The 15,549-nt window shown below is 68.0% G+C and carries 10 protein-coding genes and 1 tRNA gene; 4 read left to right on the forward strand and 7 right to left on the reverse strand.

What is annotated here, in order from left to right; genetic code table 11:
- Positions 1 to 17 precede the first annotated feature (17 nt).
- The 3 genes from TS85_RS20380 to TS85_RS20390 form a co-directional block, all read right to left on the reverse strand.
- The gene (locus TS85_RS20380) at positions 18 to 443 is read right to left on the reverse strand and encodes a DUF2147 domain-containing protein (protein WP_227698554.1); all 426 of its coding nucleotides are present in this window, start codon (positions 441 to 443) and stop codon (positions 18 to 20) included.
- A gap of 174 nt (positions 444 to 617) precedes the next feature.
- Entirely contained in the window at positions 618 to 1,025 is a 408-nt protein-coding gene (locus tag TS85_RS20385) for a DUF2147 domain-containing protein (RefSeq protein ID WP_173426250.1), read from the reverse strand.
- 160 nt (positions 1,026 to 1,185) lie between these two features.
- Positions 1,186 to 1,260 (reverse strand) — tRNA-Gly (locus tag TS85_RS20390).
- A 180-nt stretch (positions 1,261 to 1,440) separates the two neighbouring features.
- On the opposite strand from TS85_RS20390, the gene TS85_RS20395 reads away from it, so the two are divergent.
- From TS85_RS20395 to TS85_RS24880, 3 genes are read left to right on the forward strand one after another with little or no spacing between them, the layout of a single operon-like run.
- The gene (locus tag TS85_RS20395; RefSeq protein ID WP_044334672.1) at positions 1,441 to 2,331 is read left to right on the forward strand and encodes a tetratricopeptide repeat protein; all 891 of its coding nucleotides are present in this window, start codon (positions 1,441 to 1,443) and stop codon (positions 2,329 to 2,331) included.
- Complete coding sequence (locus TS85_RS20400; protein ID WP_044334674.1) at positions 2,328 to 2,939, forward strand: LON peptidase substrate-binding domain-containing protein; 612 nt, start codon at positions 2,328 to 2,330, stop codon at positions 2,937 to 2,939. The genes TS85_RS20395 and TS85_RS20400 overlap by 4 nt, the downstream gene beginning before the upstream one ends.
- Positions 2,936 to 3,109 (forward strand): Trm112 family protein, encoded by a 174-nt coding sequence (locus tag TS85_RS24880; RefSeq protein WP_077228719.1) that lies wholly within the window; start codon positions 2,936 to 2,938, stop codon positions 3,107 to 3,109. The genes TS85_RS20400 and TS85_RS24880 overlap by 4 nt, the downstream gene beginning before the upstream one ends.
- 116 nt (positions 3,110 to 3,225) lie before the next feature.
- On the opposite strand, the gene TS85_RS20405 is transcribed toward TS85_RS24880, so the two are convergent.
- Positions 3,226 to 4,443 (reverse strand): FAD-dependent monooxygenase, encoded by a 1,218-nt coding sequence (locus TS85_RS20405; protein WP_044334676.1) that lies wholly within the window; start codon positions 4,441 to 4,443, stop codon positions 3,226 to 3,228.
- Between the two features lie 142 nt (positions 4,444 to 4,585).
- Between TS85_RS20405 and TS85_RS20410 the strand changes: the two genes are divergently transcribed.
- Positions 4,586 to 6,919 carry a DNA translocase FtsK gene (locus tag TS85_RS20410; RefSeq protein ID WP_044334678.1) on the forward strand — a complete coding sequence of 778 codons (2,334 nt, stop codon included), beginning with the start codon at positions 4,586 to 4,588 and terminating at the stop codon, positions 6,917 to 6,919.
- 50 nt (positions 6,920 to 6,969) lie between these two features.
- Here TS85_RS20410 and TS85_RS20415 read toward each other — a convergent pair whose 3' ends face one another.
- From TS85_RS20415 to TS85_RS20425, 3 genes are all read right to left on the reverse strand, one after another.
- A complete protein-coding gene (locus TS85_RS20415; protein ID WP_044334681.1) occupies positions 6,970 to 12,408 on the reverse strand; it encodes an AAA domain-containing protein in 5,439 nt (1,812 codons plus the stop codon).
- The gene (locus TS85_RS20420; protein WP_044334683.1) at positions 12,405 to 13,595 is read right to left on the reverse strand and encodes a M48 family metalloprotease; all 1,191 of its coding nucleotides are present in this window, start codon (positions 13,593 to 13,595) and stop codon (positions 12,405 to 12,407) included. Before TS85_RS20420 ends, TS85_RS20415 begins: the two co-directional genes overlap by 4 nt.
- A gap of 69 nt (positions 13,596 to 13,664) precedes the next feature.
- A complete protein-coding gene (locus TS85_RS20425) occupies positions 13,665 to 15,485 on the reverse strand; it encodes an ABCB family ABC transporter ATP-binding protein/permease (protein ID WP_044334686.1) in 1,821 nt (606 codons plus the stop codon).
- Positions 15,486 to 15,549 lie beyond the last annotated feature (64 nt).

Here is a 15,549-nt window from a genome sequence, read left to right on the forward strand (position 1 = left end):
CATCTCCAAACGGTGCCCTACTTCACTCGCGACCAGGTCTGCGCCTTGCACACCAGCCCGAACAGCACGCAGCCCTTGCCGAGCATCTTGTCGCCGTCCTTGAACTCGATCGTGCCGGCGAAGGTCTTGCGGATGTCGGGGACGAACACCTTGCCCTTCCACGCGCCGTCGCCCGCGGGCTGGAGGTTGCGGAACAGTCGCGTGCCGACCAGCTGATCGGTCCCGCCGCGCTTGGCATCCGCAATCGCCTTGGGGCTCGCCCAGGTCACCGTGCCGCACAGCGCGCCGTCGCAGCGATCGAGCCGGATATGGACGCTGTCGCTGGGATTGCGCCATTCGCTCGCGATCGGCGCGGCGACCGGCTCGCCCGAAAATGCCTGGCTGCTGAACAGCGGAACCACGAACAGCATTGCGGCGAACACGCTCGAAATCACGGTCTTCATACCATCTACCCTTTGCCGAATGCCGCAATCGCGTGCGCGCAGGGCAGGCACGTGGCAGCAATCTGTCCAAATGAGGCCGGGCCCCCTGCCGGGTCTCGGTGTGGATGGGATCTGGAAACCGAGCGCTTCGGGTACAAGGGTTGCAATTGGAAACGCACCGTCGCGCAAAAGTCGCTATTGGCGGATTCGCGTCCAGATCTGTTCCTTGCAGACCGTGCCGAACAGCGTGCAGCCCTTGCCGAGCAGATGGTCGTCGTCGATCGGAGTCACGGTGCCGCCGAACGTGTGGTTGAGATCGGGGACGAAGACTTCGCCCTTCCACTGGTTGCGGCCGGTCGCCTTGAAGTTGCGAAAGAGCTGGGTGCCAATGAGCGTCTCGGTGCCGCCGCGCCGCGCGTCGGCCTTTGCCTTGTCATTGGCCCAGATCACGGTGGCGCACATCACCCCGGCGCCACAGGGCGCGGCGCGGATATGGACGCTGTTGCTGGGATTGCGCCACACCGACACCGGCGGTGGCGTGCCGCCGGCCTGCGACAGGAACAGAACCGCACTCGTCAGAAAGGCAACGCAGGCATGCATCATCGCACCATCGCTCCAGACCGGGACTCGGGCTGATATACCGATTTGCGAATCGTGCGAAGACCGTAACGAAACGGAGCCGCATCAATGCGACGGTGCAGTAGCAACCTGTACTGTGGGTAGCACCGGCAGGGCGCGCACACGGCGCCGCCCTGAAAGTCGCTGGAGCGGGCGAAGGGATTCGAACCCTCGACCCCGACCTTGGCAAGGTCGTGCTCTACCCCTGAGCTACGCCCGCTCTGGCGTCTTGCCCGGCGGACCGGGCGGGTGAGGCGCGGCCACTAGCACCGGCTTTGGGGGTTCGCAACCCCCCAATGCACGATTGGGAAAAGGCTTGGCGCCAGCCGCGCCAGCCCCCACATAGCGGCGGACCCCCAGATCGAATCCCCGAAGGAGCCGCACCTTGGCCACGCTTGGAATGTCCCCAGCCGAGAAGGAAGCCGTCGACGCCTTCCGTCGCGACGTCGTCGAACCGTCGATGACCAGCCTGGTGATGATCGATTTCTGGGCCGAATGGTGCGGTCCGTGCAAGGCGCTGACGCCGGTGCTCGAAAAGGTCGCCGCCGATTATGCGACCAAGGGCGTCAAGCTGGCCAAGGTCGATGTCGACGCCAACCAGTTCATCGCCGCGCAGTTCCAGGTGCGCTCGATCCCCACGGTCTATGCGATGTTCCAGGGCCAGCTGGTCGCCGACCTGTCGACCGCACGCACCGAGACCCAGCTGCGCACGATGCTCGACCAGATCCTGCGCCAATTGCCGGTGGCGGGCGAGGAAGCCTCTGCCGAAGCCGAGCTCGAGCCGCTGATCGCGATGGGCGAGCAGGTGCTCCACGACGGCGACCCCGCGCGGGCGCTGTCGGTGTTCGAACAGCTTGCCGAAATGGCGCCCGAGCATGCGGCGGTGATCGCCGGGCGCGCGCGCGCGCTGATCGCGCTGGGCCGGATCGAAGAGGCGGAGGCCGCGTTGGCGACGCTGCCCGACGACGCCAAGGGGCCCGAAATTGCGAGCGCCCGCGCCGCAATCGCGCTGGCGAAGGAAGCGCAGCCGGTCGAGGACCTGTCAGGGCTCGCCGCCGAGGCCGCCGCGACGGGGGCGATGGAGGCGCGCTACGAGCTGGCGGGCGGGCAGATGGCCGCGGGCGACCGCGATGCCGCCGCCGCGACGTTGCTCGCGATGATCGCCGAGGATCGCGCCTGGAACGAAGGCGCCGCGCGCCAGCGGCTGCTGACCTTGTTCGAGGCGGTCGGGCTCGAGGACCCCTGGGTATCGGCGCAGCGGCGCAAGCTCTCGGCGATCCTGTTCGGATGACGATCACGCGGCTGTCGGTCTTCCCGCTCGGCGGGGCGCTGCTCTTTCCACGGATGCACCTGCCGCTGCATATCTTCGAGCCGCGCTATCGGGCGCTGGTATCCGACGCGCTGGCCCGCGACCGGCGAATCGGGATGGTCCAGCCGCGCGATGCCGCCAATCCGCCCGCGCTGTTCGAAGTCGGCTGTGTCGGGCGGATCGCCGATGTCGAGGCGCTGCCCGATGGGCGGTTCAACGTCGTGCTCGAGGGGCTGGCGCGCTTCACGATCCTGCGCGAGCTCGACGTCGCGACGCCGTTCCGCCAGGTCGAGGCCGAGCTGGAGCCCGCAGACGAGGCCGCGCCGCTCGCGCTGGGCGAGCGCGCGTCGCTGGAGATGGAGGCGCGGCGCTTTGCCGATGTGCAGGGCTATGCCGTCGATTGGGAAGCAGTGACGCAGCTCGACGACGAATCGCTGGTCAACGGCATCGCCCAGATCGCGCCGTTCGACGTGGCATCCAAACAGGCGCTGCTGGAGGCGCCGACACTGGCCGACCGCGCCGGGCTGATCGTCCAGCTCATGCAGTTTTTCGGCCGCCACGACGGCGATGACGCGGCGACGCTGCAATGATCGAGCCGTGGCTGCTGGAGAAGCTGGTGTGCCCGGTGACGCGGACGCCGTTGCGCTATGACGCGCCGGCGGACGAGCTGGTGTCGGACGAAGCGGGGATTGCGTACCCGGTGCGCGACGGCGTGCCGGTGCTGCTGGTGGAGGCGGGGCGGCGGGTGGACGTTAATTGAGGGCCGTCACCCTGAACTCGTTTCAGGGTCCAAGGCGCCACAGGGGAGTGCAGGGCGTGTTGCGCGATGGATGCTGAACCAAGTTCAGCATGACGGAATAGGGGTGGTAGCCCCCCTTACGCCCGCTCCCCCTGCAGCAATTTCGGCACGTCGCCGCTCTCGCCGCGCGCCTCGGCCATGAACATGCGCTTGAGCGGGGGCAGCTTGTCGACCGCCGACAGCCCGAATCGCCGCACCGCTGCGGCGGTCTTGCCGGGGATGCCGAACAGCCGGGTCAGCCCGTCGGTGGCCAGCGCGACCGAGAAGGTGTCCAGCCCGCGCCAGCGCTGATAGCGCGCCAGCAATTGCGGATCGCCCAGGTCCAGCCCCAGCCTTTTGCCCTCCACCAGCACCTCGACCAGCGTCGCGACGTCGCGGAAGCCGACATTGACCCCCTGCCCCGCGATCGGATGGATGCCATGCGCGGCATCGCCGACCAGCGCGAGTCGGTGCGCAGTGATCCAGGCGGCATGGTGGAAGCCGAGCGGATAGCTCATCCGGTGCGAGAGGTTGCCGAGCCGCCCCAGGAACCCGCCCATCCTTTTGTCGACTTCGGCGAGATAGGCGCGCTCCGAGATGCGCAGCATCGGCGCGGCTTCCTCGCCCTTTACCGTCCACACGATCGCCGAGCGATGGCCATTCTCGTCGTCGAGCAGCGGCAGAATCGCGAACGGCCCCTGCGGGTAGAAAATCTCGAACGCGGTGTTCTCATGGCTATGTTCGTGGCCGATCGTCGCGATCATCGCGGCATGGTCATAGCTCCAGCGCGCGACCTTGAGCCCCGCCGCCTCGCGCGTCGGCGAGGCGCGGCCCTCGGCAGCGATCAGCAGCGGCGCGCGGACGGTGGCGCCCGAATCGAGCAAAGCCGTCACCCCGAACTCTCCGCGCTCGACCGAGACCGCGCGCGTCTGCATCCGCACATCGGCGCGCGGCGCGGCCAGCGCGGCCTCGAGCAGCGCGGTCCGAAGCACGCGATTCTCGAACATATGCCCAAGCGCCGTCTCGCCCTCAGCCGGCAGGAAATCGAGCTTGCCGGGTTCCAGCCCGTCGGAGACGCGAATCCCCTCGATCGGGCAACCCTTTCCCGCCAGCCGTTCGCCGACGCCGATCGCGTCGAACATCCGCATCGGCGCGCTGGCGATCGCCGAGGCGCGGCCGTCATGCGCTGCGGCCAGGATGGTTTCGGGATCGGCGGGATCGATGACGATCGAAGTCAGGCCATGGGCGTCGAGCGCGACCGCAAGCGCGCTCCCCACCAATCCGCCGCCGAGGATGAGGACATCTGCGCTTTCCATCGCCGGTCCTTAGCAGGAAGCGGGGGGCTTGCCAGCCCGCCGCCGGGGCGGCACGCGAAAACAAAAGGGGCACAGCCTTGACGCGGGACTGCGCACAGGCGATGCTTTGGCCGCACCCCTGAAAAATCTGGAGGCTGGGCCGATGGCGTCCCGGGCACAACCGTCGCAGTTTCGCGACACGATGAAAGCCGGCGCGCGCCGCAGCGGCGCAGTGATCGGCGGCACCCTGCTGTTTCTGGCGACGGTCGCGGTCGTGCTGGCGCTGCTCACCTATCATTCGCAGGACCCGTCGTGGAACACCGCGTCGGGCGCGCCGGTGCGCAACCTGCTGGGGCCGGTGGGGGCGTGGACCGCCGATCTGCTGCTCGCCACGCTGGGGCTGCCGGTGGTGCTGATCGCCCCGGTCGGGCTGATCGTGGCGCACCGCCTGTGGCTCGATCGCCCGATCGGCGACTGGGGCCGGATGCTGCGCGGGGTGAGTATCGCCGCGGTGCTGATCGCGGCGGCGCTGGCGTTTTTCTCCAGCGATGCCGTGCTGTGGCTGGTCGGGGGCTGGGGCGGCGTGATCGGGCTGACGATCGCGGGCGCGATCAACTGGGCGATCGGGCTGGCGGGCGATCCGGTAGTGGCGTTCTGGGCCGGGCGCGGACTGGGCGGCCTCTTCGCGATCGCGGGGCTGTGGCTGTGGTGGCGCAGCCTCGACTTCAGCCTGCCCGAACGCGGTATCCGCCTGCCGAGCCTGCGGCCCGCCGGCAAGGCGTCGCTGCTCGCGGCGCCCCCCGCCCCCGAGCTGCGCGCCGAGCTTCGCGAGTCGCTGGGCACGCGCGAGGTGACCGGCCCGCGCGAGCCGCGCAAGGTCGTCGTGCCCGACAATCGTCCCGGCCCGGTGATTTCCGATCGCGGCATTTCCCCCGCCCCGGCCAAGCCGAAGCCGCCGACCCAGACCAGCCTGGATTTCAAGGACAGCTACAAGCTGCCCCCGCTCGACCTGCTCAAGGCCGCGCCCGCCAATTCCAACGCCGCGATCGACAAGGCCGCGCTGGAGCGCAACGCCCGGCTGCTCGAAAGCGTGCTCGACGATTTCAACGTCAAGGGCCAGATCGTCGAAGTGCGCCCCGGCCCGGTCGTGACGATGTACGAGCTGGAGCCCGCCAGCGGGATCAAGGCCAGCCGCGTCATCCAGCTCGCCGACGACATTGCGCGCAACATGAGCGCGATCTCCGCGCGCGTCGCGACGATCCCCGGGCGCAGCGTGATCGGGATCGAGCTGCCCAACGCCCGGCGCGAATCGGTCAACCTCCACGAACTGGTCGGCAGCCAGAGCTTCGAGGACCAGGGCGCGAGCCTGCCTTTGGTGCTGGGCAAGAATATCGCGGGCGAGCCGGTGATCGCCGACCTCGCGCCGATGCCGCATCTGCTCGTCGCCGGCACCACCGGCTCCGGCAAGTCGGTGGGGCTCAACTGCATGATCCTGTCGCTGCTCTACCGGCTGACCCCCGAACAGTGCCGGATGATCATGATCGATCCCAAGATGCTCGAGCTCAGCATGTACAAGGGCATCCCGCATCTGCTCGCCGACGTCGTCACCGATCCGCCCAAGGCGGTGCGCGCGCTCAAATGGGCCGTCGAGCAGATGGAGGACCGCTATCGCATGATGGCGAGCGTCAACGTCCGCAGCCTGGCGAGCTTCAACGACAAGGTCCGCGCCGCCAAGGCCAAGGGGCAGAAGCTGGGGCGCAAGGTCCAGACCGGCTATGACCAGGACACTGGCAAGCCGATCTATGAGGAGGAGACGCTCGACCTCCAGGTGCTGCCGCAGATTGTGGTGATCGTCGACGAGCTCGCCGACCTGATGATGACCGCGGGCAAGGAAGTAGAATTCCTGATCCAGCGGCTCGCGCAAAAGGCGCGCGCGGCGGGCATCCACCTGATCATGGCGACGCAGCGCCCGTCGGTCGACGTCATCACCGGCGTGATCAAGGCGAATCTGCCGACGCGAATCAGCTTCCACGTCACGTCAAAGATCGATTCGCGCACGATCCTGGGCGAACAGGGCGCCGAACAGCTGCTGGGCCGCGGCGACATGCTGTACATGCCCGGCGGCAAGCAGGTGGTCCGCGTCCATGGGCCGTTCGTCAGCGATGACGAAGTCCAGGCGGTGTCCGATTTCTGGCGCTCGCAGGGGGAGCCCGATTATATCACCGCCGTCACCGAGGAGCCCGAGGATGGCGGCTTCACGCTCGACGGTGCGCCCGATGGCGACGATTCGCCCGAGGACCAATTGTACCGCCGCGCGACTCAGCTCGTCGCGGAGAGCCAGAAGGCGTCAACCTCGTGGCTCCAGCGCCAGCTCCGCGTCGGCTATAATTCGGCGGCGCGGCTGATCGAGCGGATGGAGAAGGACGGGCTGGTCTCGCGCCCCGACCATGTCGGTCGGCGCGAAGTGCTGATGGACACCGACGGGCGACCGCTTTGAAGCGTCGCGGTCCCGCCTGAACTGCGCGCTCTCGCGCATTTTCAAGCGGGCTAGGTCTCCAAATACCCCTTGCGGACCTTTTCCGCGATCAGCTTGGCCGCTTCCCGCTTTGCGCGTTCGGGTGTTTCGAAGACCTTGACCACCGTGCTGCCCTTGGTGCCGGTGCGGCCAAAGATCACGGTCATCTCGCCGCCCGAAACCGCGATCTTCCAGAATTTGTCGGAACTCGCTTGCTGGAAGCGGAATTCGCTGAAGACCAGCGCGCTCGATGGCTCGTCGGGCCCGGGGGCGGGCGTTTCGTCACTCGCTTTGGTCTTCGGCACGCTGACGACCGGCGGCGCCATCGTCGATCCTTCGAACGGATCATCGTCGTCCTCCCCGGCCTCGCGGCGCAGCGCCGCTTCGATCTGGGCGACCACCGCGTCGGGATCGCGCAGCCAGCTGTGCGACGGCACATCGATCACCTTCCAGCCGAACGCGCGCAGGATCGCAGGCTGGAAGACATAGCGATCCTCGACCGAACCGTGGCCGTTGCCGTCGATCAGGATACCAAGCTGGTAGCGATCTCCGCCGGGCGCGAGGATGCCGAGATCGCAGCGGAAGCTGGCGCTGCCGATATGGGCGCGGACGTCATGCCCGCGCGCGGTCAGCGCCTGGGCCAGGGCATCGCGCAACGCGTCGGTCGGCGCGCTGCGGGCAAATACGCGCTGCGCCTCGGGGTTGAGCGTCGCGAGCACGGTCTGGCCATGCGCCGCGTCGCCGCGCGACTGCGCCTCGGCAAAGGCGAGAAAGGTGCGCAGCGCCCGCGCGCCGTCATTATGGGTGTTGGTGATCGCCTCGGCGCGGATCGTCGAGACGACGGCCATGTGATGGCGCGCGCGGCTGAAGATCACGTTCAGCCGCTTCTCGCCGCCACGCTGGTTGATCGGGCCGAAGTTCATCGCCATCCGGCCGTTGGCATCGGGCGCGTAGCAGATGCTGAGCAGGATCACGTCGCGCTCGTCGCCCTGCACATTTTCGAGGTTCTTGATGAACAGGCCGTTGATCTGGCCATCGTCCTCGCGCGCATATTCGGCTTCGAGCCGGGCCGCGAACGCCTTGTCCTCGCCCGCCAGCGTCTCGAGCGCGTCCTCGATCTCGGTCTGCTGGGCTTCCGAAAAGGCGACGATCCCGATGCTGAGCCCGGTTTCGCGGAACAACAGATCGCGGACCATGGCGGCGATCAGCCGCGCCTCGGGATCGTTGACGCGCTTTTCGTAGAGGCCGTCCGCGACCGGATGGAAGCTGACCGCGCGGGCGAGCATCCGATCGACGGCAGTGGCTGCGGACGCTGCATCGTCGGAGCGGAGCGGATCCGGGGCGGCGGACGGATCGGCGAGGACAAGGTCGGGGACGGTGATCAGGCGCCCCTCGTAAAAGGCGGCATTGGAAAAGCTGATCAACGCCTCGGACCGGCTGCGATAATGCCAGGCGAGCAACGTCGCCGGCAGGCTGCGCGCCGACTGGTTGAGCAGGCTGTCCGCGTCGAGGATGATGGCCACGGTCTCGCCATCCTCTTCCGCGCTGACCTGCATCTCGTCCTCGTCGCGCGCGGTCGCGAAGAAGCTGGTGGGCGGCAGCTGCATCTCGTCGCCGACCACGATCACCTGTGGCGCGCGCGAAAGCGCGGGGACGGCTTCCTCGGTCGGGATCTGGCTGGCTTCGTCGAAGATCACGACGTCGAACAGCTCGGGATGCAGGGGCAGCGTGTCGGACACCGATAGCGGGCTCATCAGCCAGATCGGCTTGAGGTCGATCACCACCGGTCCCGTCTCGTCGTCCGACAGGTCGCGGATCGAGCGGTAGCGCATCGATTTGCCGAACTCATGCTCGAGCTCGCGCCGCCCCGTCGAATAGATGCGCTTGAAATTGCGACCATCGGCGTCGAGCTGCGTCACCGACAGCATCGAGCGCTTCACATGGTCGCGGAAGCGCCGATGGTTGACGCCAAGGATCGCCGCCGAATTATCGCGCTGGAGCAGCCTCCGCGCTTTGGCGGCGCGCCGCGCGCTGGAACCGAGTTCTGCGGCATCGAAGCGCTGGAGCGCCGGCTCGTCGCGCAGGATGCGCGCAAACGCCTCTTCGATCACCTGCGCCTCGATCGCGGGCGGGGCGAGGGCGAGGCTGCGCATCGCATACGCCATGCGCGACCCCGCTGCGTCGGCGGCGGCGAGCAACGGGAGCAGGTCGGGCAGTTCCTCCAGCCCCTCGCGCATGTCGCGCAATGCTTCGGACAGCGCGCCGAGGGTCATGTCGTCCGCGCTGGTGAGGAAGCGCGCGCACAGCGCCGCCAGCGCCTCGATCTGAACCGCGGGTGCGGCCTCGCGCGCGATCAGCGCGGCGGGATCGGCGGCGGCGCGGACATGGCCGATCAGCGTGCGCAGCATCGGCGTCGTCGCATTCGCCCAGTCATCGCGCGCAGCGGCGAGGGCATCGGTATCGCCCGTTGCGAAGCGGCGCGCGATCGCCCGGCGGGCCTCGGCATCGGCGGCGGCGGTCGCATGCCGCGCGGCCAGCCGTTCGAGCACCGTGGTGATGCTGGGTTCGACGGCATGCGCCGAAAAATCATAGCGCTCGCGAACGGTGCGCTTGAGGCGCCGCCATGCGCCGCTCAGGAACTTGAAGAAGCTCGGCTCCTGCCGCCGCGCCTGTTCGAGTGCCGCGGCGGTATCCTCGGGGGTCAGCGGATCGCGCCAGTGCGCCGCTGCCTCGGCGGCGGCTTCGGCGTCGCCCTGCGCGCGATCGAGCGTGGCGCGCCCCGCGGCGAAGTCGCTCGACAGCGCCGATCCCGGATCGAGCAGCGCGAGATTGCCGGCAAGGTTGGTCTCGACCGCCTGTCGCGCGGCGCGGACCAGCGTCAGCGCATCGGCGAGCCGCGTGTCCGGCGACAGCAGGACCGCTTCGTCCTCCAGCGCCGCGTCGAGCGCATCGATCAGGCGCTCGCCGTCTCCGATCGCCGCTTCGGCTTCGGCATAGGCGCGGTCGCTTGCCACCATATCGGGGGCAAGTCGGGCAAAGGGGTGTTGGGCAAGGCTGGCAAGGCCGAAGCTCTCCACCATCGTGCGGTGGATTCGCTCGGCCAGCCCGCGATGCGCGTCCCATTCGGTGAGCAAAGGCAATTGTTCGCGAACCGCAGGGCCAAGCGCTTCGGTCTCGGGGAGCGCGGCGCGGCGGCGGACCATGGCGCGGATGCTGGCGCCCGTCGCCTCGGGCACGCGGCGGGTCGCGGTGTCGAATGCGGCGATCCGGTCGAGATGGCGCGCCAGTGCGGCAAGCGTCCGGTCCCGCGACGCCCACAGCGCGTCGAGCCCGTCATCCTGCCTGGTCCAGCGTTCATAGCTGTCCTTCAAATCCATCACGAAGGACTTTTTGTCCTCCTGCGAATCGTGGATCAGGCAGGAAAGCCGGTCGAGCCCGACCGATTTGAGCCGGTTGAACACCACATCGAGCGCCGCGCGCTTTTCGCAGACGAACAGCACCCGTTTCCCGCGCGCGGCATAGTCGGCGATCAGATTGGTGATCGTCTGCGATTTGCCGGTTCCCGGCGGGCCCTGGATGATGAAGCTGCGGCCCGACCGCGCCATCGCCACCGCGGCATCCTGCGTGGCGTCGGCGGGCACCACCGAATGATGCTCGGCGAGCGGCAGGGCCGGCGGCGCCTCCGCCTCCAGTTCGCGCGGCTCGATCGAGAAAATCCGGTCGAACGCGGGCGGCGGCACGGCATCGTCGATCAACTGGTTATAGTCGCGGACCAGCGACATCTTCTTGTAGTTGAAATTGGCCAGCGTGACTTGGGTGAGATCGATCTCCCATTGGTAGCGATGCCCTTCGCCGCGCACGAGCGCATAGGTCAGTGCCTCGGCATCGCCCCCCGCCACGATGCGGTCCGGTCGGGCCGGCATCCTGCCGCCGACCGCCAGCCGCTGGGGCAGCGGGGCGGGGCGCACATATTTCTCGAACAAGGCGAGGCCCAATGGGCGATAATCGTCCCGTTCGTAGCTGAACTCGGGTCGCGAAACGCCGCTGGCGCGGGAGGTCCGCTGCTTGCGGCGCTGGAATAATTTGAGCCGCTGCACTGCCTTTTGATGGATCAGTTCGATCTGTGGCTTGTCCGCCACCGCCAGAGTCACCCCCGGTTCGCTCCGGTGAATCTGCGCGGCGATGTCGGCCTGGATCTGCTCGATCGAGGTCTGGGCGAGATCGACGCGTTCGGGCAGTTGGATATCGTAGAGTTGGCGCAGATAATGCCGCAGCGCCGGATTGAACTCCGCTTCGGTGCCGGGGCAGCGCAGCAGATACTGGTCGCGCACGCCCTTCTTCCTGGTCACCTCGACCGGCAGCCAGAGCAGGGGCGACTGGATGCGCTCGCCCGGTGCGTCCTTGAGATTGTGCCAGTGGAGGAAGGCGGCGACCAGCCGGAGATGGCTGAAGCCATATTCGGCACGGTCGCGCCGCGTCTCCTGGATGATCCGGTCGAATGCCGAGGGCAGATAAGGCTGGTCCTCGAAGCGCAGCCACTTGGCGAGCGCGATCTGGCCCCCGCCCAGCACCTCCGCCGCGAACTTGCTGTCCCAGGTGCATAGCTGGTCGGCGCGGATCGATTCGAGCCGCATCACCACGGGCACGCTGGCCACGGTGAGGTTCACGCTCGCTTGCGTCGGGCGGAAATGGATCAGCCGGTTGCGGCGCGACAGGTCGAACAACCGGTCGCGCAAATGGGTGAGCACCGCGGCCCGGCGGCCTTTCGCCCCCGTCGCCCCGACCAGCGCGCGCTCGACATCGAGGCCGCCGGGCTGGTCGCGATACCCCTCCAGCCGCCGCGCGAGCGCCTCCAGATCGCTTCCGCGCTCCTGCCGCTTCAGCGCAGTCATCTCGACGATCAGCGCGGCGATTACCGGGTGGAGCGCGGCGTTGAGCCGGAACAGATTGGCCTGTGCGCCGGAAAAGCGCGCGACGTCCTCCTCGTCGTTCAGGTCGAGCCCGCAAGCGAGGCTGGCGAGGATCAGCCCGATGACGAAGATGTCGGCCAGCGCGTCATGATGGCCGATCGACTGCTCCCACGCGCGATAGCCGGTGAGGTAGGCGGGCTTGCATTCGGCCTCCGCGTCCTCGCCGCGCGCTCGCAGATCCTCGATCGTGCTGCCGGTATCGACATCGGTCGCAACGCGATATTCTCCGACGACGCGCAGCGCCGATCCGGCGTGCGGCTGTACCGCGCGCAGCCGGGCGTCGTTATAGCTGGGGCGGCGGCCATCGGGGTGCGCCAGCGCAAGCACGCCGTCGCCGGAATCGGTCACTGCGTCACCGCCCAGATCGGCGACGCGCTCGATCGCATGCAGCGCCGCGACTGCGCGCATCAACGGGAGCATCGCGCGCAGGAGATCCTCGGTCGGCAAGGCGCCGCCCTCGGCCACGCGCTGGCTGAGCGTGACGGGCCGCCCCTCGCTCATGCTTTCGCCTTTTTCAACGGAGCGAAGATGCGTTCTATCGCCGGCTTGGTGAATTTGAGGTCGCGCTTCAGCGCCGCCTTGAACGGCTCGACCCCGTCATACAGGCTGGCGATCCCCGCGCCTGCGGTCAGCATCGCATTGCGGCTGTCCGGGTCCGGATCGGCCATCGCGACATCCAGGCTGAGCGATACGAGATACTCGCGAAACGAGCCGTCGAGGCGATCGGGCGAGAGCGCGCTGTCGCTCACGACCGCCTCGCCCGGCTGCCAGTCGGGGAAGGTGCGGCGCAGCAGCGTCCCGACCGACTCATCGGCGGCGGGATGCGTCGCGAGCCGGGTCAGGAAGCCGCGCGTAATCGCCGTTGCTTCATACTGGCGCGGCAAGTCGAGCGCCGCGATCGACAGGGGCCCCCGAACGCGCTTTTCGATCCACGCCTCGGTGCCGGGATCGCCGCGCCACCATTTGTCGAGTGCCTGGGCGCGTACGAAGATTTCGGGGTGGGTTTCGCCCTGCGAGGGTTTGGCGTCGCTCTCCGCCTCGGCGGCCTGGCGGAGATAGGCCTCGGGATCGACCGAGCCGAGGCCGGTCATCGTCTTGACCAAGGTGGCGATCGCCGGCCCGGGGGCCTGGGCCGCAACCGCGCCGCCGCGATCGGCATAGAGCTCGGTATGCAGGCGATAGAGGCGGGCAGTCTCGACATGGCTGGGCGAAGCGCCGGGATAGGCGAGCGCATGATCGAGGATGGTGGTCGCCGCGTAATAGGCGCCGCCTTCGATCGACCATAGCCGGTAATGCGCCAGCTCATGGCCGAGCAGCGCGATCCGTTCCTCGCGCGAGAGCTTGTCGAGCACCGGCCCGTGGAACAGCAGATGGATCTCGCCCGGCACGAAGCACAGCGCCGCGTTCATCGCGCCGTCCGCCGCCTGATACAGCGTGGCCGGCGCGTCGATCTCGAGCCGCGCCAGCACCGCCGCAATGTCTTCATGCACTTCGGGATGCGCCGCCGCGTCGATGCGATAGGTTTCGCGGAGCAGATAGGCGCGCATTTCCTGCACCTGCTCCTCGCGTGTCTGCTGCGAACTGCCCCAGGCCCAGATTTCGGGCTCGTACTCGCGCAGATGCTCGACGATGAGGCGATGATAGGCGAGCGGCTCAAGCGCCGGTACGGATTGCGATTCGTCCCCCATCGCGCCAATCCTAACGCGGGTTTGGCAACGGTCCAGCCGCAACTGGCGGGCCTTTGTCCACGGTCGGCGCTATTCCGCCGCCAGATCCGTGTCCGCCTCGCGCTCCTGCGCCTGCCTTGCCCACATCTCGGCGTACAGCCCGCCCTGCCGCAGCAGTTCGGCATGCGTGCCCTGCTCGGCGACGCGCCCTGCCTCCAGCACGACGATGCGGTCGGCATGGACGATCGTCGAGAGGCGGTGCGCGATCACGATCGTCGTCCGGCCCTGCTCGATCGCCTCCAGCGTCGCCTGGATGTCCGCCTCGGTGCGGCTGTCGAGCGCACTCGTCGCCTCGTCGAGGATCAGGATCGGCGGGTTCTTGACCAACGTCCGGGCAATCGCGACGCGCTGCTTCTCGCCCCCCGACAGCTTGAGCCCCCGTTCGCCGACGCGCGTCTCGAATCCTTGCGGCAGCGACTGGATGAACCCCGCAATCGCCGCCCCGCGCGCGGCGTCGGCCACGTCCTCGGGCGTCGCATCCTCGCGGCCATAGGCGATATTGTAGCCGATCGTGTCGTTGAACAGCACGGTATCCTGCGGCACGATCCCGATCGCGGCGCGCAGGCTGGATTGCGTCACGCGCGCAATGTCCTGCCCGTCGATCGTGATCCGCCCGCCGGTAAGGTCGTAGAATCGGTACAGCAGCCGCGCGAGCGTCGATTTGCCCGCACCCGAGGGGCCGACCACCGCGACGGTCGCGCCCGCCGGAATGTCGAGGTCGATACCTTTCAGGATCGCGCGGTCGGGGTCATAGCCGAACTGCACGCCCTCGAACCGCACCTGCCCCCGCGCCACCGCCAGCGGCTGCGCGCCGGGTGCGTCGGTCACTTCGGCGGGGGTGTCGACCAGGTCGAACATGCTGCCCATGTCGATCACGCCCTGGCGGATCGTGCGATAGACCATGCCGAGCAGGTCGAGCGGGCGGAACAGCTGGACGAGCAAGGTCGACACCAGCACGACATTGCCCGGCGTGAATTCGCCGCGCGCCCAGCCGAACACGATCAGCGCCATGCCCGCGCCCAGCATCGCATTGGTGATCACCGCCTGGCCGATATTGAGCCACGCCAGCGAATTCTCGCTCACCACCGCCGCCTTGGCATAGGCCTTGACCGCGTCGTCATAGCGGCGCGCCTCACGCACCTCGGCGTTGAAATATTTGACCGTCTCGAAATTGAGCAGCGAATCGACGGCATGCGCGACCGCGCCGGTATCGAGGTCGTTCATCTGCTGGCGCAGCTTGGCGCGCCAGTCGGTCACCCATCGCGTGAAGGCGATATAGACGACCACCATCGCGCAGGTCCCCGCGACGAGCCACCAGCTGAACTTCTGGAGGAAGATGCCGAGCACGAGCACCAGCTCGAAGATCGTCGGCGCGATGTTGAACAGCAGGAAGTAGAGCATGGTATCGATGCTCTTGGTCCCGCGCTCGACCACCTTGGTCACTGCGCCGGTGCGCCGCTCGAGGTGAAAGCGCAGCGACAGCGCATGGAGGTGGCGGAACACGTCCGACGCCAGCCGCTGGGTCGCGACCTGCCCGACCTTCTCGAACACCACGTTGCGGACATTGTCGAACGCCACCCCGCCCAGCCGCGCGACTGCATAGCCGACGACCAGCGCCACCACGAGCCACATGCCGTCGCGCGATCCCCCCGCCATCCGGTCGATCGCCCCCTGCAATGCGAAGGGCGCGCCGAACACCTGGATCAGCTTCGAACAGACGACCAGAGTCATCGCGACGACGATCCGCACCCTTAGCTGCGGCGCATCGGCGGGCCACAAATAGGGCAGGAAACGCTTCATCGTGCCGAGCATCGGCCGCTCGGGCGCGGAATCAGGATTTTCGGGAGGCATCAAGCGCGATTTGGGGCGTCTGGCGCCCGGATGCAACGGCTGGGCGGAACGCACGCGCCGTGGC

Source organism: Sphingomonas hengshuiensis (assembly GCF_000935025.1).
In the GTDB taxonomy this organism is placed as follows: Bacteria; Pseudomonadota; Alphaproteobacteria; order Sphingomonadales; family Sphingomonadaceae; genus Sphingomonas; species Sphingomonas hengshuiensis.

What these genes read in the sequence shown, in the direction of transcription:
- TS85_RS20380 (WP_227698554.1), bottom strand. Translation starts at nt 443, where the DNA reads ATGAAGACCGTGATTTCGAGCGTGTTCGCCGCAATGCTGTTCGTGGTT.
- TS85_RS20385 (WP_173426250.1), bottom strand. Translation starts at nt 1,025, where the DNA reads ATGATGCATGCCTGCGTTGCCTTTCTGACGAGTGCGGTTCTGTTCCTG.
- TS85_RS20395 (WP_044334672.1), top strand. Translation starts at nt 1,441, where the DNA reads ATGTCCCCAGCCGAGAAGGAAGCCGTCGACGCCTTCCGTCGCGACGTC.
- TS85_RS20400 (WP_044334674.1), top strand. Translation starts at nt 2,328, where the DNA reads ATGACGATCACGCGGCTGTCGGTCTTCCCGCTCGGCGGGGCGCTGCTC.
- TS85_RS24880 (WP_077228719.1), top strand. Translation starts at nt 2,936, where the DNA reads ATGATCGAGCCGTGGCTGCTGGAGAAGCTGGTGTGCCCGGTGACGCGG.
- TS85_RS20405 (WP_044334676.1), bottom strand. Translation starts at nt 4,443, where the DNA reads ATGGAAAGCGCAGATGTCCTCATCCTCGGCGGCGGATTGGTGGGGAGC.
- TS85_RS20410 (WP_044334678.1), top strand. Translation starts at nt 4,586, where the DNA reads ATGGCGTCCCGGGCACAACCGTCGCAGTTTCGCGACACGATGAAAGCC.
- TS85_RS20415 (WP_044334681.1), bottom strand. Translation starts at nt 12,408, where the DNA reads ATGAGCGAGGGGCGGCCCGTCACGCTCAGCCAGCGCGTGGCCGAGGGC.
- TS85_RS20420 (WP_044334683.1), bottom strand. Translation starts at nt 13,595, where the DNA reads ATGGGGGACGAATCGCAATCCGTACCGGCGCTTGAGCCGCTCGCCTAT.
- TS85_RS20425 (WP_044334686.1), bottom strand. Translation starts at nt 15,485, where the DNA reads ATGCCTCCCGAAAATCCTGATTCCGCGCCCGAGCGGCCGATGCTCGGC.